We start from the raw sequence: 21,435 nt of genomic DNA, 5'->3' as shown, positions 1-21,435 counted from the left end.
AGGCGCACGGCGCCGAAGGGTCGCCGCGTGCATCGCCACGCATGCCGCGGCGATGCGCAACAGCGGCGCTTACGAGGACTTGCGCACGCGCAGGTACCATTCGCACAGCAGGCGTACCTGCTTGGGCGTGTAACCTTTGCTGACCATGCGGTTCACGAAGTCTTCGTGTTTCTGCATTTCCTCGGTGGAGCCCTTGGCGTTGAAGGAAATCACCGGCAACAGGTCTTCGGTGTTGGAGAACATCTTCTTCTCGATCACCACGCGCAGTTTTTCGTAACTGGTCCACAGCGGATTCTTGCCACCGTTGTTGACCCGCGCACGCAGCACGAAGTTGACGATCTCGTTGCGGAAGTCCTTGGGATTGCTGATGCCGGCAGGCTTCTCGATCTTTTCCAGTTCCGCATTCAGGGCCGCGCGGTCGAAGCTCTCGCCGGTATCGTGATCGCGGTATTCCTGATCCTGGATCCAGAAGTCGGCATAGGTGACGTAACGGTCGAAGACGTTCTGGCCATATTCCGAATACGACTCCAGATACGCCGTCTGGATTTCCTTGCCGATGAATTCGGCGTAGCGCGAGGCCAGCGTGTCCTTCACGAAGGAGAGATATTTCTGCTCGACCTCCTGCGGGAACTGCTCGCGCTCGATCTGCTGCTCCAGTACGTACATCAGGTGCACGGGATTGGCCGCTACCTCGGTGGTATCAAAGTTGAACACCCGCGAAAGAATCTTGAAGGCGAAGCGCGTGGAGATGCCGTTCATGCCTTCATCGACACCGGCATAGTCGCGGTACTCCTGATAGGACTTGGCCTTGGGGTCGGTGTCTTTCAGATTCTCGCCGTCATAGACCTGCATTTTGGAGAAGAGGCTGGAATTTTCCGGTTCCTTCAGGCGTGTCAGCACCGAGAACTGCGCCATCATCTTCAGCGTGCCCGGCGCGCATGTGGCCTTGCCCAGCGACGAGCTGCGGATCAGCTTTTCGTAAATCTTGATTTCTTCGGACACGCGCAGGCAATACGGCACCTTGACGATGAAGATGCGGTCCAGCAGCGCTTCATTGTTCTTGTTGTTGCGGAAGGCCTTCCATTCCGATTCGTTGGAGTGGGCCAGGATGACGCCATCGAAGGGGATCGCACCGAAACCCTCGGTGCCCTTGAAGTTGCCTTCCTGCGTGGCCGTCAGCAGCGGGTGCAACACCTTGATGGGGGCCTTGAACATTTCCACGAATTCCAAGAGGCCCTGGTTGGACAGGCACAGGCCGCCCGAGTAGCTGTAGGCGTCGGCATCGTCCTGCGAATATTGTTCCAGCTTGCGGATATCGACCTTGCCGACCAGGGTGGAAATGTCCTGGTTGTTTTCATCGCCCGGCTCGGTCTTGGAAATGCCGATCTGGCGCAGGATGGACGGATAGCGCTTGACCACGCGGAACTGGCGGATGTCGCCGTTGTACTCGTGCAGGCGCTTGACCGCCCACGGGCTCAGGATGGGTTTGAGGTAGCGGCGCGGGATGCCGTACTGCTCTTCGAGGATGGGGCCGTCTTCGTCGTAATCGAACAGGCCCAGCGGAGATTCATTGACCGGCGAACCCTTGATGGAATAGAAGGGCACCTGCTCCATCAATTGCTTGAGGCGTTCGGCGATGGAGGACTTGCCGCCACCGACCGGACCCAGCAGGTAGAGGATCTGCTTCTTCTCTTCCAGGCCTTGCGCGGCATGGCGGAAATACGAAACAACCTGCTCGATCACTTCTTCCGCGCCATAGAATTCCTTGAAGGCGGGATAGACCTTGATGACCTTGTTGGCGAAGATGCGCGAGAGGCGCGGATCTTCCCGGGTGTCGACCTTCTCCGGTTCGCCGATGGCCATCAGCATCCGTTCGGCAGCCGATGCATAGACTGCCGGGTCGTTCTTGCAAAGATTCAGATACTCTTCAAGCGATAATTCTTCTTCTCTGGTCTTGTCGAACCGGCTTGCAAAGCTGCTGTAGATATCCATACCACCTCCGTCGCTCTCAAAAAAGTACGAAACAGATTCATATGTCTGGACTTGCCATCTGCGGTTATCGAAGAACGCGTCGGTGACTCTGCACTGCGTCATTGCCGGTGTGTTCTTTGAAAGCCGTAGCTTCTACAGCGTGATGTGAAGAGGTATTCACATCGTGGTTTTATTCTATTCCTTTTTTGCCGTCTGCTTGGTGATCCCTCTGGTGCAGCTTCGTTCATCAGGGTCAGGATTTTTGTGCGCTTTCCCGCCCATTGAGGTGAAGCATTGATCCTCTCGACTGCGCCGGGGGCGCAAAGAGAGCTTCACTTCATGCTCTTTCAATGTGCGGATTGCTTCAGCGGTTGACCTCACGGTGCGCTATTTTCGCGCAGCGCGCCATCGTGAAAAATCTGATGGCCGGCGGGAGAAAACAGGCGGACAATGCCTGTCGGGCGGTTGAGCAGGCCGGAAAGCTGGCCCTGCAGATGCTGCCGTTCTCCTCCTGCCGGTGCAATTCGCCTGTCCCTCGCACCGATCTCTTTGCTTCATATCCCCTTATAGCTGGAATCGTGCCAGGCATGGTTTATATATTGCAGGGTCCGGCCAGCGTGCGGCATCTTTTTTGTAACGGGGGCGATTGGGCTGCTTGGCTGTTGCTGATCCGCCTCATCCCGGCTGACGTGCAAGGACGTTCAGCGCCGCTGCAAAAATGCTTTAGATGATTTACAGATTTGTTCATGCGCGGCGCGCATGGGCTGTCCCTGTTTTGTTCATGAGGGATGTACATGAGCTGAAGGCTAGTGTTGAAACCGGGATGATTTCCTGCAAGAAACTTCATAGGGCCTGTTTCCGGGCATTTTTGCAATTGCGCCACGCTGCGAGGCCGAACCCGGCCGTTGGGCGCGCCGGGAAGGGCGCAAAAGCGCATAAGTCATTGACAGCTAAGTAGAAAATGCAGTCTAATTCAGGGTTCACCATCTGAAGAATTGCGCGCGGTGCCGTCGCAGTGCTGTTTCAGTTGCCCACCGGTCGATTACCCAGGTAGCCACCGGGAGGCGGCAGAGGCCAACAGAGTTAATGGTGTCAGCGATGCAGGGGCTGCCGGCTTGGTGGGCGGCAGGGCATCGGTGATGCGGAACAGGCACACCGAAAGCGGTTCCAGAATTCCGATTTATTTTTGCTGTTTGCTCCAAGGCAGCCCAACTTAGCGAGTCCAACATGAAACGTACTTACCAACCTTCCGTCGTGCGTCGCAAGCGTACCCATGGTTTCCGTGCCCGTATGGCCACCCGTGGCGGCCGTGCCGTGATCAACGCCCGTCGCGCCAAGGGCCGCAAGCGTCTGGCTGCAGTTTAAGCCGGGGCTTTGCGCTGCCGTTTCGTGTGACGGACGTCCGTTCACCGCTTCCAGCACGTCAAGCAGGCGACTTCCCACGCGATCGGCGAATCGTTAAAACGGATGAGTTTTCATCCGTTTTTCGTTTGCGCCCCGTGTATCGCACCGAGCATTTCGTGTTGTACGCACGCCGCAACAGTTTGTCGCAGGCCCGTCTGGGCGTGGTGGCGGCCAAGCGGCTGGCACCGCGTGCGGTCACCCGCAACACGATCAAGCGGGCCACGCGCGAGCTGTTTCGCCAGGCTGAACTGCCTGCCGTGGACTGCATCGTGCGCTTGTCGCGCCCGGTCAATACCAGGAAAGATCCCGCCCGCAGCGCGGCCGTCAAGGCCCTGCTCCGGGCCGAACTGACGCAATTGTTCGCCTTCCTGCCGGGCGCCCCCGCGTTCGCCAGGAAATAGCCAGGAAACAGGAAGTGATGAAGACGCCTTTGCTCCTGCTGTTACGTGCCTACAAGCTGGGAGTGAGCCCTTTCCTGGGGCAGAATTGCCGTTTCTATCCCAGCTGTTCCGACTACGCTGCCGAGGCCGTGCGTCTGCATGGCGCGCTCAAGGGCAGCCTCCTGGCCGGCAAGCGTCTGTGCAAGTGCCATCCCTGGCATGCCGGTGGCCTGGACTTCGTGCCGGGCTCGGCCGAGGCCCGTGCGCAGGCCGAGGCAGAGGCACGAGGTCCGTCTTCGTCGACTGCCGTTCCCGATTCCCCGACCACTGCGCTGCCGGCTTCGGTGGCGCGGATGTCTCCCCCTGTGGCCGCTGACGGTTGCAGCCACTCCTGAACTCATCAATACGCATATGGATATCAAACGTACCGTCCTGTGGGTTGTATTCTCCTTCTCCCTGCTGCTGCTCTGGGATGGCTGGATGCGCCATAACGGACATCAGTCGATGTTCTTCCCGTCGGCCAATCCGACTCAGGAGCAAGCCGCCGCCAATCCGGCCGCGCCCACCGCCAGCCCGAGCGGTTCTCCGGTGCCGCAGGCAGGCACGCCGGCGCCGGCTCCCGGCGCCGTGCCGGGCGCTGATGTCGCTGCGGCCACCAAGGGCGAAACCATCACCATCACCACCGATCTGGTCAAGGCCAGCATCGATACCGTGGGCGGTGAGTTGAAGCGCCTGGAACTGCTGAAGCAACCCGACGTGGTGGACCCCACCAAGAATGTGGTGCTGTTCGATTCCGAACCCGGCCATATGTACCTGGCCGAATCGGGTCTGATCGGCGGTCCTTTCCCCAACCACAAGACCATCTTCACCGCACAGCCGGGCCCGCGTTCGCTGGACAACGGCAATGAAGTGCAGCTGGTGCTGGTGGCCGAGGAAGGTGGCGTGAAGCTGACCAAGACCTACACCTTCAAGCGCGACAGCTACCTCATCGACGTCAAGCACACCGTGACCAACACCACGGGCGCGGCCATCAATCCTTCGCTGTACCTGCAACTGGTGCGCGATGGCAACAAGCCGGGCGGCGAATCGCACTTCTACAGCACCTTCACCGGTCCTGCGGTCTACAGCAATGCCGAGCACTTCGAGAAGCTGGACTTCGAGAAGATCGCCAACGGCAAGCAGCAGCACGTCACCAAGGCGGACAATGGCTGGATCGCCATGGTGCAGCACTACTTCGTCTCGGCCTTCATCCCGCCCGAGAACGCGCAGCGCGACATCTTCAGCAAGAAGGTCGGCGACAACCTGTACGCGGTCGGTTCCATCCTGCCGCTGGGCACCGTGGCGCCCAACGCCAGCGTGACCATGGACAGCCAGCTGTATTCCGGCCCGACCATTTCCAAGACCCTGCAGGCGATTGCCCCGGGCCTGGACCTGGTGCGCGACTACGGTCACCTGACCGTGATCGCCGAGCCGATCTTCTGGCTGATGACCCATATCCACAACCTGGTGGGCAACTGGGGCTGGACCATCATCCTGCTGACCGTGCTGATCAAGCTGGTGTTCTTCCCGCTGTCGGCTGCCAGCTATCGCAGCATGGCCAAGATGAAGGCGGTCTCGCCCAAGATGCAGGCCATCCGCGAACGCCACAAGTCTGATCCGCAGGCCATGAACCGCGAGATGATGGCGCTCTACAAGACCGAGAAGATCAACCCGCTGGGCGGCTGCCTGCCCATCGTGATCCAGATTCCGGTGTTCATTTCGCTGTACTCGGTGCTGCTGGCCTCGGTGGAAATGCGCGGCGCGCCCTGGCTTGGCTGGGTGCATGACCTGACCGCGCCCGACCGTCTGTTCGGCACCATCCCTTACTTCAACATGCCCATCGGTCTCTTGCCGATCATCATGGCTGCGTCGATGTTCCTGCAGACCAAGCTGAACCCGACCCCGCCCGATCCGGTGCAGGCCAAGGTGATGATGTTCATGCCGCTGGTGTTCTCGTTCATGTTCTTCTTCTTCCCGTCCGGCCTGGTGCTGTACTGGGTGACCAACAACATCCTGTCGATCGCGCAGCAATGGGTGATCACCCGCAACATCGAGAGCGGCAAGACCAAGTAAGCCGGTTCTTGCAGGCCATCAAGAGAAAAACCCGTGGAATCCACGGGTTTTTTTTCGGTCGTACAGCGCAGGCAGAGTTAACATGGCCTTACGTCGTTGCTCCGAGGGGGATGCAGCGGCGGGCTCACCTCAACACAACAACAAGTATTCGCAGATGACTTTCGATTCTTCTCCCATTGCTGCCATCGCCACCGCACCCGGACGCGGGGGCATCGGCGTGGTCCGCATCTCCGGCAAGAACCTGGCGCCGGTGATCCGCGCCGTGTGCGGCCGCGATAGCCTGGCGCCGCGTCATGCCACCTATCTGCCCTTCCTCAATGAAGACGGCAGTCCCATCGACCAGGGTCTGGCGATCCACTTCCCGGCGCCGCATTCCTATACCGGCGAGGATGTGCTCGAACTGCAGGGCCACGGTGGCCCGGTGGTGATGCAGATGCTGCTGGCGCGCTGTGTGCAGGCGGGCGGCGAGATCGGCCTGCGCCTGGCCGAACCGGGCGAATTCACCCAGCGCGCCTTCCTCAACGACAAGATCGACCTGGCCCAGGCCGAGGCCGTGGCCGACCTGATCGAAGCGACCACCGAGGCAGCGGCCAAGTCGGCCTCCGAATCGCTCTCGGGCGCTTTCTCCAAGGTGATCCACGAACTGGTGGATCAGGTCACGCGCCTGCGCATGCTGGTGGAAGCGACGCTGGATTTCCCCGAGGAAGAAATCGATTTCCTGAAGCAGAGCGATGCACGCGGCCAACTGGCTACCATCCGCAACACGCTGGAAGAGGTCTTCAAGCATGCGGCCCAGGGCGCCTTGTTGCGCGATGGTCTCAATGCGGTGCTGGCCGGCAAGCCCAACGTGGGCAAGTCTTCGCTGCTGAATGTGCTGGCCGGATCGGACGTGGCCATCGTCACGCCCATCGCCGGCACCACGCGCGACAAGGTAACGCAGACGATACAGATCGAAGGCATGCCGCTCAACATCATCGACACGGCAGGTATCCGCGAGGCCGGTGAAGATGGCAGTGGCCCGGATGAAGTCGAGCGCATCGGCATCGAGCGCACCTGGGCCGAGGTGGCCAAGGCCGACGTGATCCTGCACATGCTGGACGCTGACCGTGGCCCCACGCTGGAAGACGAGAAGATCACCGCGCGCTTCCCCGAGGGCGTGCCCATCATCCGCATCTGGAACAAGATCGACCGCTCCGGCCACAAGCCGGCCGTGGACAAGATGCACGACGTGACCCACGTCTATCTGTCGGCGGCCGAAGGGCAGGGCGTGGACTTGCTGCGCGCCGAGCTGCTGCGTATTGCAGGCTGGCAGCAGACGGTGGAGTCGCGCTACCTCGCGCGTGAGCGGCATCTGCTGGCGCTGAAGGCGGCCGATGAGCATCTGGCCCAGGCAGCCGCACATGCGGCGCTGGACAACGAGGCTGGCGAGCATGCATTGGATCTGTTTGCTGAAGAGCTGCGATTGGCGCAGGAACGTTTGTCCAGCATCACCGGCAAGTTCACGCCGGATGATTTGCTGGGGGTGATCTTTTCGCGGTTCTGTATCGGCAAATGAGCGCTACCCGCCGCAAAACGGCGCCGGGCGCGGCGGGCAGGCAAAGTGAGGCGGAAAGCGCTTCCTGACAGATTCCCCACATTCCACTGCGCAATTGCAACGAGTGTTACAGCATGTAAAAAGGTTGGAGGGTGCGGAGGGGCATCGTTATTCTGAAGTTCCTCCCCCTCCAATTCATCACCCCTGAGAATTGGATTTAACCCGCCACCGCAAGGTGCGCGGGTTTTTTTATGTCCATATCGTTCTGTGCAGGCTCTGCAGCAAAAGGACTGCGCTGCTAATATGCCTGCTGCCTGAATTCATCCCCTCAACTCTCTTCACAGGAAACAGAACATGTCCGCCAATCCGCGCAACGCCGACTATCCCATCGATCCGCAATTCCTGAACCGCTGGTCCCCGCGCGCCTACAACGGTGCCGAGATCTCCGAAGAAACCGTCCTGACCTTCCTCGAAGCCGCGCGCTGGGCGCCCTCGGCCTACAATGCCCAGCCCTGGCGCTTCGTCTATGCACGTCGTGGCACGCCCGCGTGGGATAGCCTGCTGGGTCTGTTGAACGAATTCAACCGCAGCTGGTGCGCCAACGCGTCCGCCCTGATCGTGGTGCTGTCGCGTACCGTGATGGTGCCGCCGGGTGCGACCGAGGCGGTGCCTGCACCGACCCATTCCTTCGACACCGGTTCGGCCTGGGGCTATCTGGCGCTGCAGGCGTCGTTGTCCGGCTGGCATGCGCATGGCATGGCTGGTTTCGACAAGGAAAAGGCGCGTACCGAGTTGAACGTCCCGGCCGAGTTCTCGGTGGAGGCGATGGTGGTGGTGGGCAAGCTGGGTGACAAGTCCATCCTGCCGGAAGGCCTGCAGGCCCGTGAAGTACCGAGCCCGCGCGAGCCGCTCTCCAAGCTGGCATTCGAGGGCAAGTTCAAGGCATAAGGCCTGCTCGTAAAATATTTCGCAATTTTCTAAAATAGGGCTGGCTTTTTTAAAAAGCCTCTCCTATAATAGCGATCTTTCAGCAAGCAACGACAGCTGAAACGGTTTTAGGAGTGGTAGTTCAGTTGGTTAGAATACCGGCCTGTCACGCCGGGGGTCGCGGGTTCGAGCCCCGTCCGCTCCGCCAGATAAAACGCCTCATTCGAAAGAATGGGGCGTTTTTGTTTTTGCGCAGCAAAAATTGCGGAGCGGAGGGAGCCGCCTGCGCGGCTCCCGGCGGGGCGTTTTTGTTTTTGGCGCGTCTTTCCCGTTCGGACTGAGTAGCCCGCAGGGCGTATCGAAGGCGCACATCATTCGAATAAAAAAGCCGACGCACCCCAAGGTGCATCGGCCTCCTCATACAGCTAGCAAGTCCATTCAACCCTTGCCCTTGCTCCCCGACAACTGCTCCACCACCTGCCTTGGCGCCTCGGCATAGTGCTTGAACTCCATCGAGTAAGTCGCACGCCCCTGCGAGAGCGAGCGCAGCGTGGTCGAGTAGCCGAACATTTCCGACAGCGGGACTTCAGCACGCACCAGCTTGCCGCCGCCCACCATGTCTTCCATGCCCTGCACCATTCCGCGCCGCGAGGACAGGTCGCCCATCACGTTGCCCATGAATTCTTCGGGCGTTTCCACCTCGACCTGCATCATCGGCTCCAGCAACATCGGACCCGCACGCTTCATCGCTTCCTTGAAGGCCATGGAGCCGGCCATGCGGAAGGCGTTCTCGTTGGAGTCCACATCGTGGTACGAACCGAAGGTCAGCGTGGCCTTCACGTCCACCACCGGGTAACCCGCCAGCACGCCCGCTTTCAGCGACTCCTGGATACCCTTGTCGACCGCCGGGATGAACTCGCGCGGGACCACGCCACCCTTGATGGCATCGACGAATTCATAGCCCTTGCCGGCTGGTTGCGGCTCCAGCTTGATCACCACGTGGCCGTACTGCCCGCGCCCACCGGACTGCTTGACGAACTTGCCCTCGACATCTTCCACCGGCTTGCGGATGGCCTCACGATAAGCCACCTGCGGCTTGCCCACCGTGGCCTCGACGTTGAACTCGCGCTTCATCCGGTCCACCAGAATTTCCAGGTGCAGCTCGCCCATGCCCGACATGATGGTCTGGCCCGATTCCTCATCGGTATGCACGCGGAAGGACGGGTCCTCCTGCGCCAGGCGGTTCAGGGCGATGCCCATCTTTTCCTGGTCGGCCTTGGTCTTCGGTTCCACTGCCTGCGAGATCACGGGTTCAGGGAAGATCATGCGTTCCAGGATGATGGGATGTTCCGGATCCGACAGCGTGTCACCGGTGGTCACGTCCTTCAGCCCCACGGCAGCCGCGATATCGCCCGCGAACACTTCCTTGATCTCCTTGCGCTCGTTGGCATGCATCTGCAGGATGCGGCCCAGGCGTTCCTTCTTGCCCTTGACCGGGTTGTAGACCGTATCGCCCGAATTGACGATGCCGGAATACACGCGGAAGAAGGTCAGCTGCCCCACGAAGGGATCGGTCATGATCTTGAAGGCCAGCGCCGAGAACGGTTCCTCGTCCGATGGATGGCGCTCGATCTCGCTGTCATCCTCGGCATGGCCGGCGATGGCCGGCACATCGACGGGCGAGGGCAGGTAATCGATCACCGCATCCAGCATGGCCTGCACGCCCTTGTTCTTGAAGGCGCTGCCGGCCAGCATCGGTACGATCTCGTTGGCCACCGTGCGCAGGCGCAGGCCGCGCTTGATGTCGTCTTCGGTCAGGGGATTGCCGGAGAGATATTTCTCCAGCAGTTCCTCATTGGCCTCGGCAGCCTGCTCGACCATGTGGTCGCGCCACTGGCGCGCGGTGTCCTCCAGCTCCAGCGGGATGTCTTCGTACTTGAACAGCACGCCCTGGCTGGCCTCGTCCCAGATGATGGCCTTCATCTTGACCAGATCGATCACGCCCGAGAAATGGTCTTCCGCGCCCACCGGAATCTGGATGGGGACGGCTTTGCCTTTGAGGCGTTCTTCGATCTGCTTCTGCACGCGGAAGAAGTCCGCGCCGATGCGGTCCATCTTGTTGACGAAAGCGATGCGCGGCACCTTGTACTTGTTGGCCTGGCGCCAGACCGTCTCGGACTGCGGCTGCACGCCGCCCACCGAGTCGTACACCATCACCGCGCCATCGAGCACACGCATGGAGCGCTCCACCTCGATGGTGAAATCCACGTGGCCCGGGGTATCGATGATGTTGATGCGATGCTCGGGGTAATTGCCGGCCATGCCCTTCCAGAAGGCCGTGGTGGCGGCCGAGGTGATGGTGATGCCGCGTTCCTGCTCCTGCTCCATCCAGTCCATGGTGGCCGCACCGTTGTGCACTTCACCGATCTTGTGATTCACACCCGTATAAAAAAGAATGCGCTCGGTGGTCGTGGTCTTGCCCGCGTCGATATGCGCGCTGATACCGATGTTGCGGTAGTTTTCTATTCGGGTCTTGCGGCTCATGGCATGTCCTTTCGATGGGTGCCGTCAAATGCCGGGTTTAGTAATTCCGGGTTAATTTGCGGTGAATGATGTTGCTCGCCACCATTTATTTATGTAACGAGCATTAGATAATAGGAATGTCACGGGCAAACTTCAAGGGCCGCTGATTTATTTTTGTAACGCCGATTAAAATAAACTACACTGCGAGGCAACACCATTACCGCCTGGGGTAATACCCCGCAAAGGATACCGATGATAAAGACCCGGGGCCGCCCGCGCAGCTTCGACCGCGAACAGGCACTGCATCAGGCCATGCAGGTGTTCTGGAGCAAGGGATATGAAGGCACCACCATGGCCGACCTGACCGAGGCCATCGGCGTGAAGGCGCCAAGCCTCTATGCCGCCTTCGGCGACAAGGATGCGCTGTTCAGGGAAGTCGTGGAAGTCTATTCCCGCACCGTCAGCGCCGGACCGCTGCGCCTGTTGCAGGCCGGCAAGGGCATCCGCGAAGACCTGTACGCCATGCTGCGAGCCAGCGTGCGGATGTATTCGGGCAAGACGACGGTGCCGGGCTTGCCGGCAGGAAAGGGGTGCATGGTAGTGATTTCAGCCATCAACTGTGCGCCCGAGAACAGCCAGCACAGTGATGCTCTCTCGCAACGCCGTCACAAGCGCCGCAACGAAATCCGCGCACGACTGCTGCAGGCCCAGCGTGAAGGCGAGATCCGGGCCGATGCCGACGTCACTGCCCTGGGGGATTTCTACACCAGCTTTCTCAATGGCCTGGCGCTGGGTGCGCGCGACGGTGTTTCCAGTGCGCGGCTGGCGGCGACGCTGGCTCACGCGATGCTGCCGCTGGAGAACGTGCTGCTCACGCCTCAGGGTTAGGATCACTGACCCCTTTCCATTGTTGCGCCCATGAAAAACGGGAGCCCGTGGGCTCCCGTCGTCATATCGCGAGCAACGCGGCCTGTCGCTCAGGCTGCCTGCGCCAGCGTTCCGTCGTTTTCCTTCAGTTGGCCTCCCAGCGCATCGACCAGCGCGGCCAGCAGCTTGGCCAGTTCACCGGCCATCAGCATGAAGTCGCCATCGAAGCGTTCATCGTCGTTCTTGCCGGCGATCTCGCTGTCTTCCTTGAGCACGTCCAGCGGCGCGATGCGCTTGACCGACAGGTTCTCGGTCAGCACGAAGGACACCTTGTCCGCCCAGGTCAGCGCCAGGCGCGTGCACTGCTTGCCGGCTTCGATGTGGCGGCGGATGTCGTCGGCTTCCAGCGTGTGGCGCACGTAGCGCACGGTGGCTTTGCTTTCGGCGGTGGAGCGCAGCTCGGTATCCTGGTCCACGGTGAAGCCGTTGGGGGCTTCGTCGCTGGCCAGCCAGTCGGTCATCGCGGCAGCCGGTGACATCACGGTGCGCAAGGTTTCCAGCGGGAACTTGGGGATGGCCTTGAACAGCAGTTTCAACACTTCCTCGGCCTTGGAGGGCGAGCCGGCATCGACCAGCAGCCAGCCATTGACCGGATCGATCCACACCCAGGTGCTGCGCACCACCGAGAAGGCGCGCGGCAGCAGCTCATCGGTGACCTGCTCCTTCAGTTCCTTGGTCTGCTTGCGGCCCGGCGGGAAACCTTGCTGCTCTTCCAGCTCGGCAGCACGGGCCTTGGTGACCTGGTTGATGACGGTGGAGGGCAGCAGTTTCTTCTCGGTGTCGAGCTTCATCAGCAGCTGGCGGTTGACCACATGCACCAGTTTTTCATTGTTGCGCGGCGGCACCCAGCCCTGGCTCTGCATGTCCAGGCTGGAGCAGGCGGTGAAGGCCTGCGGTGCGAGATGGGATTCGAGTTCGTCGGCGCTGATCGCCCACGGTGCGGGCAGACGGTAGATCTGGAGATTCTTGAACCACATAGGTTTCCGGAGCAGGGAAAGAGGGAAAGGGAGAGATTTTACACGCCCGTTCTCCGGCAAGCGATGTCGGATTGTCCACGCTTGCAGTTAAATTTTCCATGGCCGGGCTTGTCGCAGATCACACCAGAAAAACGCACAGAAAGTTCGCATGCAAAGTGATCAGCCGCCGAACGGCAACTCCGCCTGCAGCGCCTGTGTCGTCAATGCAAGCTCATCCTTGCGCGAGAGCGCACCCACGCGCACGCCGAGCAGGCGCAGCTTCTTTTCCAGCGGTACGCGCTTCAGACATTCGCCTGCGGCCTGGCGGATGGTGGCAGCGTCGCCGGTGGGCGACGGCAAGGTCACATCGCGCGTGACACCCTGGAAATCGGCGTATTTCAGTTTGATGCCGATGGTGCGTCCGACATAGCCCTTGCGTTCCAGATCGCCAGCCAGCTTGACGCACAGGGCGGTAAAGATTTCCGAGAGTTGTGCGCGGTCGGTGCGCGCATGCAGGTCGCGTTCAAAGGTGGTTTCGCGGCTGATGGATTTGGGTTCGGAGTAAGTCTGCACCGGCCGGTCATCGATGCCTTGCGCCACACGCCCCAGCCATTCCGAATAGCTGCGGCCGAAATGCGCACGCAGCAATTCAGGCGAGGCACCTGCGAGATCGGCCACGGTCTCGATGCCCAATGCCGCCAGTTTTTCGGCGGCCTTCGGTCCGATGCCGTTGATCTTGCGCGCCGGCAGCGGCCAGATGCGGCGTTCGATATCCTCGGGCGTGAGAATGGTCAGGCCGTTGGGTTTGTCCAGTTCGGAAGAGATCTTGGCCAGCATCTTGTTGGGCGCCACACCGATGGAGCAGGTCAGTGCGGTGGCCGCGTGCACCGCATCCTTGATTTGGCGCGCAAGCTCATGCGCGGTATCGGGCCACGCAGAAAGATCGATATAGATTTCATCGATGCCGCGATCTTCGATCAGCGGCGCGATGCTGCGCACGGCTTCCTTGAACAGGCGCGAGTATTTGCGATACGCCTCGAAGTCGGTCGGCAGCAGGATCGCGTCCGGTGCCAGCTGGGCCGCCTTCATGATGCCCATGGCCGAGAACACGCCCAGCGCGCGGGCTTCGTAGGTGGAGGTGGTCACCACGCCGCGCCCGGCGTAATCGCGCAGGCGGAAATACTGGCGCGTGCCATCGGGCAGCTCTACCGGCCGCGTGGCCGAACCGCCGCCGATGACCACGGCCTGGCCGCGCAGGTCGGGATAGCGCAGCAATTCCACCGAGGCATAGAAAGCATCCATGTCGAGGTGGGCGATGCGGCGTTCGTTGGTCATGCTCTTGCGCGCGAAGGAGGGAGGCGGACGCTGCGATCAGTAGTGCGGCGGCTTCTCGTTGGCAGCGGCGCGGTCCTGGCTGGTATCGGACAATTCCTTGAAGCGTTTGGCCAGGGCATGCAGCAGCATGTCCAGTTCCTCGATCTTTTTTTCCTGGCGATAGACGGTCTGGTTCAGTTCGTCCAGCAGGTGTTCCTGATGGGCGATCTTCATTTCGAGGTCGATGAGGCGGTCGTCTTGGGTCACTTGTGTTGTTCCTTGTAAGAGTTGCCGAGACTGGCGGCGCGGTCATCGCTGATGAGCCAGTGCAGCGCTCCAGCAGCAGCGGCGCGGCCGGTGGCAAAGCAGGCGGTGAGCAGGTAGCCGCCGGTGGGCGCTTCCCAGTCCAGCATCTCGCCGGCGCAGAAGACCCCCGGCAGTGCGCGCAGCATCAGCGCATCATCGAGCGCCTCGAAGCTCACGCCACCGGCGCTGCTGATGGCTTCGGCGATGGGACGCGTGCGCAGCACCGTCAGCGGCAGCGCCTTGATGGCGCGCGCCAGCTTGCCCATGTCGGCGAAGTCGTCCTTGCTGAGCAGCTCGCGCAGCAGTCCGGCCTTCACGCCCTTGAGATGCAAGCGGCTTTGCAGATGGCTGGAGAGTGAACGCGCACCGCGCGGATGGGCCAGTTCGGCTTCCACTTTTTCCAGCGGCCAGTCGGGCAGCAGGTCCAGATACAGGCGCGCCGAGCCTTCTGCCGTGATGGTGTCGCGCAAGGCCGAGGACATGGCATAGACCAGGCTGCCTTCGATGCCGTCGGCAGTGATGATGAATTCGCCGCGGCGATTCTGCACGCCGCCGCTGGGCAGCGCCGTGCTGGCCACCACCGGCTTGACCGGTTCGCCGGCGAAGCGGCTGCGGAAATGTTCGCTCCAGTCCAGTTCGAAGCCGCAGTTGGAAGGCAGCAGCGGTGCGACCTCGACCTGGCGGTCTTGCAGCAGCGGCACCCAACTGCCGTCCGAGCCCAGGCGCGGCCAGCTGGCGCCGCCCAGGGCCAGCACCACGGCATCGGCACGGACTTCGCTTGCGCCGTCGGGATGGACGAAACGCAGCGTGCCGTCGTCCTGCCAGCCCAGCCAGCGATGACGCATATGGAAGCGCACACCGGCCTCGCGCAGCCGGTGCAGCCAGGCGCGCAGCAGCGGTGCGGCCTTCATCTCGCGCGGGAAGACCCGGCCGGAGCTGCCCACGAAGGTCTCGATGCCCAGGCCGTGTATCCAGGCGCGCAACTGATCGGCGTCGAAGCGGCGCACGAAGGGCGCCACCTGTTCACGGCGATTGCCATAGCGCGGCAGGAAGTCCGGTTGCGGTTCGGCGTGCGTGATGTTCATGCCGCCGCGCCCGGCCAGCAGGAATTTGCGACCGGCCGAGGGCATGGCGTCGTAGACGTCCACGGCGGCGCCTTGCGCGGCCAGGACTTCGGCTGCCATCAGCCCGGCCGGACCGGCGCCGATCACGGCCACGCGGCGACTGCCGGGAGCGAGTTGGGGGAGAGTATGCATCGATGTCATGCGCGGCATGATACCGCCCGCCTGCCACCAGTGCACGCCATCGATGCGGTCAGCGGCGATGCGGTGCGCTGTACTTGCTTTCCAGACGGGCCACGACCAGTGCCAGGCAGATGGTCATGGAGAAATACAGAATGGAAATGGTGATGTACGGCTCCCAGTAGCGTGCATAGGTACCGGCCACGGTGCGTGCCGCATAGGCCAGTTCGGCCAGGCCGATGGCCGAGACCAGCGAGGAATCCTTCAACAGCGTGATGGCCTCGTTGCCCAGCGGCGGCAGCATGCGGCGAAACGCCTGCGGCAGCACCACATAGCGCATCGTCAGGCCATAGTTCATGCCCAGGCTGGCGGCGGCATAGGACTGCCCGCGTTCGATGGACTGGATGCCGGCGCGGAAGATTTCCGAAATGTAGGCCCCCGCATTGAGCGACAGCGCCACCGTACCGGAGAGGAAGGCGCCATAGTCCTGCTTGATGGTGCGCGCCAGTTCGCCGGTGATGAGCAAGCCATGTTCCTGCTGCACCAGCAGCGGCATCAGCGCGAAGTGGATCAGCATGATCTGCACGAACAGCGGCGTGCCCCGGAAGAAGGCCACGTAGAAGCTGGCCAGCCAGCGCATGCATTTGAGGGGCCACTTCCAGGGGCCGTGCTGCATGTCGGCCAGGCGCAGCATGCCCACCAGCAAGCCGATCACGGTGCCGATCAGGATACTGATCAGCGACACCTGCAAGGTCATGAGAACGCCCTTGGCGAACAGCGGCGCGTAGCCTTGGATGATGCTCCAGCGGAAATCCATGTCGGACTCGATTGGTGATTGAAGAGGGAAGAAAAACGGGGACGGCGGCATTGCGCCACCGTCTTGCTGCCAGGTCAGGCAATCATGCAGTCATGCACTCATCCAGTCCTCCAGAGGATCAGATGAGCGATGCGCGAGCTGCCGGCTTACTTGCCGAAGTATTGTGCGCTGATGGCCGCGAAGCTGCCATCGGCCTTCATCTCGGCCAGGCCCTTGTTGATCCTGGCCAGCAGTTCCGGATCATCCTTGCGCACGGCGATGCCGTAGTCTTCCTTGGGGAAGTCCGGATCGGTGACGGTGCGCAGCCTGCTGTTGGGGTTGTTGGCGATGTAGTTCTTGACCACCGGTTCATCGGCCACGACCGCATCGACGCCGCCGCTTTCCAGTTCCTTCAGGGCCAGCGGGGTGGAGTCGAAGCGCTTGATCCTGGCGCTGTTCTTTCCCAGCACCTGCTGCACCAGTTCATCACCGGAAGTGGCGCTCTGGGTGCCCACGGTCAGGGGCTTGAGGTCCGCCATCTTGCTGACCTTGGTATCGGCGGCGGGCAGGGCGATGGTCTGGGTCGCCACGAAGTAGGGCTCGGAGAAGGCCACGGTCTTCTTGCGCTCGTCGGTGATGGTGATGGCCGAGATCAGCAGGTCGCGGTCACCTTGCGCGAGGAAATTGAAGAAGCCTTCGAAGGGCGTGGGCACGAACCTGACCTCGATGCCGATCTTCCTGGCCAGGGCCTTCATGACGTCGATGTCGAAGCCGACCACTTCCTTCTGTTCGTTTTCGGAGGAGAAGGGGGCATAGGCCGATTCCACGCCGACCACGTAGACACGGGCGGCAGCGGCTTGCGGCGCGGCAGCAGCGGCGCTCTTGTCTTCTTGCTTGCCGCAGGCGGCCAGGCCCAGCATGCCGACGAAGCCGGCGGTCAGCGCCAGCGTACGGGCGTGGCGGGAGAACATCTTGATCATTGCTTGATTTCCTTGTCTGGAATGGTTGAGGGCAACAGAGGCAGACTGCGCGGATGGCACGGCGGGCGGTGTTGCTTCGATGGAACTCGGGGATTTTTTTGCAGGCGGCATTGTAAACCGCCCGGGATGGAGGGAGGGCGGTTACACGTCAAATGAGCAAGGAAATAGACCACATCGAGGCCATCACGTGGCATCCCTACAATTTTCGGGGCGGGCTGGTGGAAATTCTGCTGATCCTGAACACGAGCCGGCACTGCCAGTCAGCCATAAGAGGCCGTTGCCAGGCTGGAAATGAGGGTACAGCCGCAGGCCGATCGATGTCCTTGCAGGGCCACCATGCGTCCGCCGATCAGATAGGTTGGCGCGCCTTCGATAATCGGATTCGTGCCATGCCCTTTTTGCGGGCAACTCACCAGATCACCGACACGGGCGATGCCGATGCCGTGGAGGGTATGGGTGGGAGAGGCAGAGATCACGTTGCCACCATGCGAGGTGGCGTCACCGAGACGGATGATGGGCAGCGGCATAAATGGCTTTCTTGAAGGAAGAGAATGGGCGCATCAGAATGCACCGGGGCGTGTGCGCAGCGTAGGGATCACCTTGTCCCACAGGTAGACGGCTTCGGCTTCGCTCAGGCTGGGGGTGAGGATAGGCGGTGGATATGCATGCTCGTCGCGATTCTTCGGATCAGGTTCGGGTTTGCGTTTGCCCACATTCATTTCCACATCGATAGAAGGATTGGTGACGCCATCTCCCCGGCGTGTGTCTTCGTAGCGGAATTCCATTGAAGGAATCTTGGTATGTTCATCCGGGGTCATATAAAGCACCTCCTGTCCGGGGAGCTCGTGGAAGATTCTGCCGCTCCTGATGAGGCGTCCCTCGCCCGCCTTCCAGATGGGCGCCAGAAATTTCATCCGGTCCAGCAGCGTATCGTTGTCCCGTGGGCCGGATAAGGTCGCCAACGTGAAATACACATCGTCGACCTCGTTCAGATGATAGAAGAAGCGGATGCTTTCTTCGCTAGATGCGGGGCCCGCGACAAAGCCGTTGAGGATGCAGGTGCCCTGGCCTGTGGGGATTTCGTTGCCGCGGGGGCGGGTGCGGTGGTAGACCTTGAGTAGGGCGGCCATTTTCTCTGGTGTTGTGGTGGGTATCGGGCCATTAGGATTTTCTTCCTTTGAATAACTCATATCCCTGGCTGCGATCTGCATTTTTATTTGATAGCCGTCACGCCAATCCATGAGTTCAAGGGTGCGGAACATATTGCTGAACTCATTTTCGGCGCGATCAAAAATCACGCCTCTAGCATTTGGGAGGGGAAGAATCTCCTTGAGCGTCGCAGTATTTGGTTCGCGTAAAAGGGTTTCTGACTCAAGCACTCTCTTTCTTGTCTCCAGCGCTTGATGGAACTCCGCTTCTGACCGCGCTTTGATATCGATGGTGACGCCGTCGATTTCTTGACCACCCTCGGTGTTGAGAATGAAGCTTTCTGGCAAGTCAATCAGATAGCGTCCGAAACATCTCGTAATCATTTTTTCGGTAATGGCGTTCATTTTCTGTGTTTCCTTCGCGGTGAGTATTGGGACTCCAGGTTGGCATCCAAAAAAAGCAAGCAAGATCAATACGAGCAAGACGCCAGCAGACCCAAGCAATCTATTTCTCATAATTCTTTTCATTCGTAGTCAAGAGGTGTGCCTTTGACCGCCTGCGCGATTTGCACGATGGAACGGAGGGTAAATTCTCTGGCGATGTCTGAATCTTTATAAGCAGGCTCATGCCCAACTGAAACGCGAAGCAGTGATTTGATGCCAGGATGTTCTTTGGGGGCAATGCCAGAACGATGAGGAACCGTGCCGTCACCGTTTTCGTCTGGCTCGCTGATCCTGAATAATTCGTTGGGCGCTATTTTTTCTGCTCTCATATCGAGAGGATAAAGTGCCGTCCTTGTTTTCCCCAATTCCCCATAGAAGTTCAATTTGGCGTTTAATACGTCTTTGTTCGGTTGCGCTATAGCCGGCTGTCTGAACGACTGGAAATTGGTCTGCCAAAGTACGCTTCCATAAGCTTTAAACCGTCTATCGCTCCCGAAAAACGCGAAAGTATTGCGGTGGTATTTTTCTTCAATTGCTAGAACTCATTTCATAAATAGGGTCTGTTAACTTTTTATCGTGCGTGTTAACTTCTTCGTATGGCACGAAGAGAAGAACTAACAGACGAACAATGGGCGATTCTGGAGCCGCTGATACCAGAAACACCTAGACGTGATGATGGGCGTGGACGCCCGGAATTGCACAGCAACCGCGCCGTCATGAACGGGATTCTCTGGGTGCTACGCACCGGTGCGGCCTGGTGTGATTTGCCAGATCGGTTCCCCTCTGGCACGACATGCTTCCGAAGATTTTCGCGCTGGGTCAAGAGTGGCGTGCTACGGCACATACTCGAAGCACTGGCGCAACACCTCGAAGAGGTTGGCCAAATCAATCTTTCCGAATGCTTTATTGACGGCACGTTTGTGTTGGCAAAAAAAGGGGCCCAAAGGTCGGAAAGACCAAGCGGGGCAAGGGTACGAAGCTCATGGTTATTGCAGACGCTACTGGTCTTCCACTCGGCGTGCACACGTCTTCTGCTAGCCCACATGAAGTCACCCTTGTCGAGGCTACCCTCGATGAGATTGTCACAGTGGGACGACCCGAACGAATTATTGGGGATCGCGCCTACGATAGTGATCCGCTCGATCAAAGACTTGCTGCCAAAGGCATTGAACTGATCGCACCACACAAGAGCAATCGAAAAAGAGCGGTCACTCAAGACGGCCGGGCGCTGCGCCGATACCGGCGCCGATGGAAGATCGAACGACTGTTTGCCTGGCTTAATGCCTTCAAGCGTGTACTTACCCGATGGGAGCGTTGCGCCGATCATTACACAGGCTTCGTTCATCTCGCTTTCTCCATCATCCTCATGCGGCGCTATTTATGAAATGGGTTCTAGGTGAAATTCTCTGACCTTTCCCTGAATGAGCGCCGAGAAACCAGCCCAGTCGGCATCAATTTCTCGCTGCTGCCTTGCTTGACTCATCGGTGTGCGAGGAGTGATCAGATGATCTTCACACATGCTCCACCACCGTCCACGTACGGTGTAGATTTCGTTGTACGGATCGTTATTGCGCGGCAAACTGACTACACTGCTTCCATCATCAATCCTGAGCCAGCCATTTCCATATTCCGGCGTTGGCAGCAGCTGTAACGGGCCTGGTGCACTGGATAACACCGCAGTCATTTCTGCCGCATCTTCTCCCAATACTTTTGCTGCCAGCCATCCGCCTTCCGTTCCCGATTTGAATCGTCGATAGACAGCGGCCGCGCCGATGGCGGGCATGACACCGTGAACGATGCCCAGGATCTTGTCCGACATGCCGAGTACTTCCGAGCAATAGCGCGCCACAAGTCCGCCCATGGAATGCGTCACCAGAATCACTTTCTCGCAGCGCTTCTTCTCCTTCTTGTATCGTGCGATTACGCTGTTGATTCGCTCACGTAGGGGCAGATATTGGCCGGCCTGTTGCCTGATCCACAGGGTGACAGGCTGGGCAATCAACGGTTCCAGCGCAATGCCGGTCTGCGTGGCCAGCACATCGATGCTGACCTCGTAGCCTTGGCTGAGGTGTTCTGTGGCTACCAGCCGTTGCGGCAGGAGGATATCTTTTCCGAGGGGGGAATCCAGCCTGAGCAGCCGGAGATGCTGTCCCATGGGCGCTGGGGAGCGGGATGAAGCATTCTGCAAGGGGGGAGCCATGCGGGGCGGTTTCCAGGGAGAGATTGTGCAATCCCGAACACGCCAGTGAACAAGCTGGAAGAAATCGCGGCAATTTTTCTGAACTGCCTGCGCGTTGTGCTTGCCTGTGGAAAGTCCCGGATGCGGACCATGCCCGTGGACACATCAACACAGCTGAGGCCCCGGGCGACGAAGGCGTAAGTCTCCGATGCGCAGGGCGCTTTCTCAATGGAAGAATTTCTATTTTTCGCGTGAATTATGTACGCGGACAAGGCCGGTGGCCTCAACGAGAT

At 60.1% G+C, this 21,435-nt stretch carries 21 protein-coding genes and 1 tRNA gene; 10 read left to right on the top strand and 12 right to left on the bottom strand.

Going from position 1 to position 21,435, the window contains the following annotated elements; translation table 11 throughout:
- Window positions 1-69: 69 nt before the first annotated feature.
- Window positions 70-1,992: a PrkA family serine protein kinase gene (locus tag AACH55_RS22615; RefSeq protein WP_008332931.1), complete on the bottom strand. Its 1,923-nt coding sequence runs from the start codon at window positions 1,990-1,992 to the stop codon at window positions 70-72.
- Between the two features lie 389 nt (window positions 1,993-2,381).
- On the opposite strand from AACH55_RS22615, the gene AACH55_RS22610 reads away from it, so the two are divergent.
- From AACH55_RS22610 to AACH55_RS22575, 8 genes are all read left to right on the top strand, one after another.
- The gene (locus tag AACH55_RS22610; protein ID WP_338716901.1) at window positions 2,382-2,702 is read left to right on the top strand and encodes a hypothetical protein; all 321 of its coding nucleotides are present in this window, start codon (window positions 2,382-2,384) and stop codon (window positions 2,700-2,702) included.
- A gap of 496 nt (window positions 2,703-3,198) precedes the next feature.
- Window positions 3,199-3,336 (top strand): 50S ribosomal protein L34, encoded by a 138-nt coding sequence (gene rpmH / locus AACH55_RS22605; protein WP_006461360.1) that lies wholly within the window; start codon window positions 3,199-3,201, stop codon window positions 3,334-3,336.
- Window positions 3,337-3,362: 26 nt separating this feature from the next.
- Window positions 3,363-3,776, top strand: a complete 414-nt coding sequence (gene rnpA / locus AACH55_RS22600; RefSeq protein ID WP_338716900.1) for a ribonuclease P protein component — start codon at window positions 3,363-3,365, stop codon at window positions 3,774-3,776.
- A 17-nt stretch (window positions 3,777-3,793) separates the two neighbouring features.
- Window positions 3,794-4,150: a membrane protein insertion efficiency factor YidD gene (gene yidD, locus AACH55_RS22595; protein ID WP_338716899.1), complete on the top strand. Its 357-nt coding sequence runs from the start codon at window positions 3,794-3,796 to the stop codon at window positions 4,148-4,150.
- A gap of 16 nt (window positions 4,151-4,166) precedes the next feature.
- On the top strand, window positions 4,167-5,867 hold the full coding sequence (gene yidC, locus AACH55_RS22590) for a membrane protein insertase YidC (RefSeq protein WP_338716897.1): 1,701 nt from the start codon (window positions 4,167-4,169) through the stop codon (window positions 5,865-5,867).
- Between the two features lie 154 nt (window positions 5,868-6,021).
- Window positions 6,022-7,422: a tRNA uridine-5-carboxymethylaminomethyl(34) synthesis GTPase MnmE gene (mnmE, locus tag AACH55_RS22585; RefSeq protein WP_338720390.1), complete on the top strand. Its 1,401-nt coding sequence runs from the start codon at window positions 6,022-6,024 to the stop codon at window positions 7,420-7,422.
- A gap of 333 nt (window positions 7,423-7,755) precedes the next feature.
- Window positions 7,756-8,349: a nitroreductase family protein gene (locus AACH55_RS22580; RefSeq protein WP_088755109.1), complete on the top strand. Its 594-nt coding sequence runs from the start codon at window positions 7,756-7,758 to the stop codon at window positions 8,347-8,349.
- A 110-nt stretch (window positions 8,350-8,459) separates the two neighbouring features.
- Window positions 8,460-8,536, top strand: a tRNA-Asp gene (locus AACH55_RS22575).
- A gap of 230 nt (window positions 8,537-8,766) precedes the next feature.
- Here the strand turns inward: AACH55_RS22575 and fusA are convergent.
- Window positions 8,767-10,872 (bottom strand): elongation factor G, encoded by a 2,106-nt coding sequence (fusA, locus tag AACH55_RS22570; RefSeq protein WP_338716896.1) that lies wholly within the window; start codon window positions 10,870-10,872, stop codon window positions 8,767-8,769.
- A 231-nt stretch (window positions 10,873-11,103) separates the two neighbouring features.
- On the opposite strand from fusA, the gene AACH55_RS22565 reads away from it, so the two are divergent.
- The gene (locus AACH55_RS22565; RefSeq protein ID WP_338716895.1) at window positions 11,104-11,739 is read left to right on the top strand and encodes a TetR/AcrR family transcriptional regulator; all 636 of its coding nucleotides are present in this window, start codon (window positions 11,104-11,106) and stop codon (window positions 11,737-11,739) included.
- Window positions 11,740-11,828: 89 nt separating this feature from the next.
- Here the strand turns inward: AACH55_RS22565 and AACH55_RS22560 are convergent, their stop codons facing one another.
- From AACH55_RS22560 to AACH55_RS22520, 9 genes are all read right to left on the bottom strand, one after another.
- A complete protein-coding gene (locus AACH55_RS22560; RefSeq protein ID WP_338716894.1) occupies window positions 11,829-12,755 on the bottom strand; it encodes a recombination-associated protein RdgC in 927 nt (308 codons plus the stop codon).
- 159 nt (window positions 12,756-12,914) lie between these two features.
- Entirely contained in the window at window positions 12,915-14,069 is a 1,155-nt protein-coding gene (dinB, locus tag AACH55_RS22555) for a DNA polymerase IV (protein ID WP_338716893.1), read from the bottom strand.
- Between the two features lie 36 nt (window positions 14,070-14,105).
- A complete protein-coding gene (locus tag AACH55_RS22550; RefSeq protein WP_008332911.1) occupies window positions 14,106-14,315 on the bottom strand; it encodes a SlyX family protein in 210 nt (69 codons plus the stop codon).
- A complete protein-coding gene (locus AACH55_RS22545) occupies window positions 14,312-15,610 on the bottom strand; it encodes a TIGR03862 family flavoprotein (protein ID WP_338716891.1) in 1,299 nt (432 codons plus the stop codon). Before AACH55_RS22545 ends, AACH55_RS22550 begins: the two co-directional genes overlap by 4 nt.
- 58 nt (window positions 15,611-15,668) lie before the next feature.
- Window positions 15,669-16,412, bottom strand: a complete 744-nt coding sequence (locus AACH55_RS22540; RefSeq protein ID WP_338716890.1) for an amino acid ABC transporter permease — start codon at window positions 16,410-16,412, stop codon at window positions 15,669-15,671.
- A 146-nt stretch (window positions 16,413-16,558) separates the two neighbouring features.
- Window positions 16,559-17,371, bottom strand: a complete 813-nt coding sequence (locus AACH55_RS22535; RefSeq protein WP_338716889.1) for a basic amino acid ABC transporter substrate-binding protein — start codon at window positions 17,369-17,371, stop codon at window positions 16,559-16,561.
- A 260-nt stretch (window positions 17,372-17,631) separates the two neighbouring features.
- On the bottom strand, window positions 17,632-17,898 hold the full coding sequence (locus tag AACH55_RS22530) for a PAAR domain-containing protein (RefSeq protein WP_338716888.1): 267 nt from the start codon (window positions 17,896-17,898) through the stop codon (window positions 17,632-17,634).
- A 33-nt stretch (window positions 17,899-17,931) separates the two neighbouring features.
- Window positions 17,932-18,924, bottom strand: coding sequence for a T6SS immunity protein Tli4 family protein (locus tag AACH55_RS22525; protein WP_338716887.1), 993 nt, complete (start codon window positions 18,922-18,924; stop codon window positions 17,932-17,934).
- 119 nt (window positions 18,925-19,043) lie between these two features.
- Entirely contained in the window at window positions 19,044-19,346 is a 303-nt protein-coding gene (locus AACH55_RS22520; RefSeq protein WP_338716886.1) for a hypothetical protein, read from the bottom strand.
- A gap of 213 nt (window positions 19,347-19,559) precedes the next feature.
- Between AACH55_RS22520 and AACH55_RS22515 the strand changes: the two genes are divergently transcribed.
- A protein-coding gene (locus tag AACH55_RS22515) for an IS5 family transposase (RefSeq protein ID WP_338716885.1) occupies window positions 19,560-20,347 on the top strand; the annotation gives its coding sequence in 2 pieces (ribosomal slippage) (window positions 19,560-19,911 and window positions 19,911-20,347; 789 coding nt in all).
- Here AACH55_RS22515 and AACH55_RS22510 read toward each other — a convergent pair.
- Complete coding sequence (locus tag AACH55_RS22510) at window positions 20,342-21,118, bottom strand: hypothetical protein (protein WP_338716884.1); 777 nt, start codon at window positions 21,116-21,118, stop codon at window positions 20,342-20,344. The two genes, AACH55_RS22515 and AACH55_RS22510, sit on opposite strands and share 6 nt — an antisense overlap.
- Between the last annotated feature and the right edge of the window lie 317 nt (window positions 21,119-21,435).

Source organism: Herbaspirillum sp. DW155, assembly GCF_037076565.1.
GTDB lineage: Bacteria > Pseudomonadota > Gammaproteobacteria > Burkholderiales > Burkholderiaceae_D > Herbaspirillum.
This window is presented reverse-complemented; position numbering and strand designations above follow the sequence as displayed.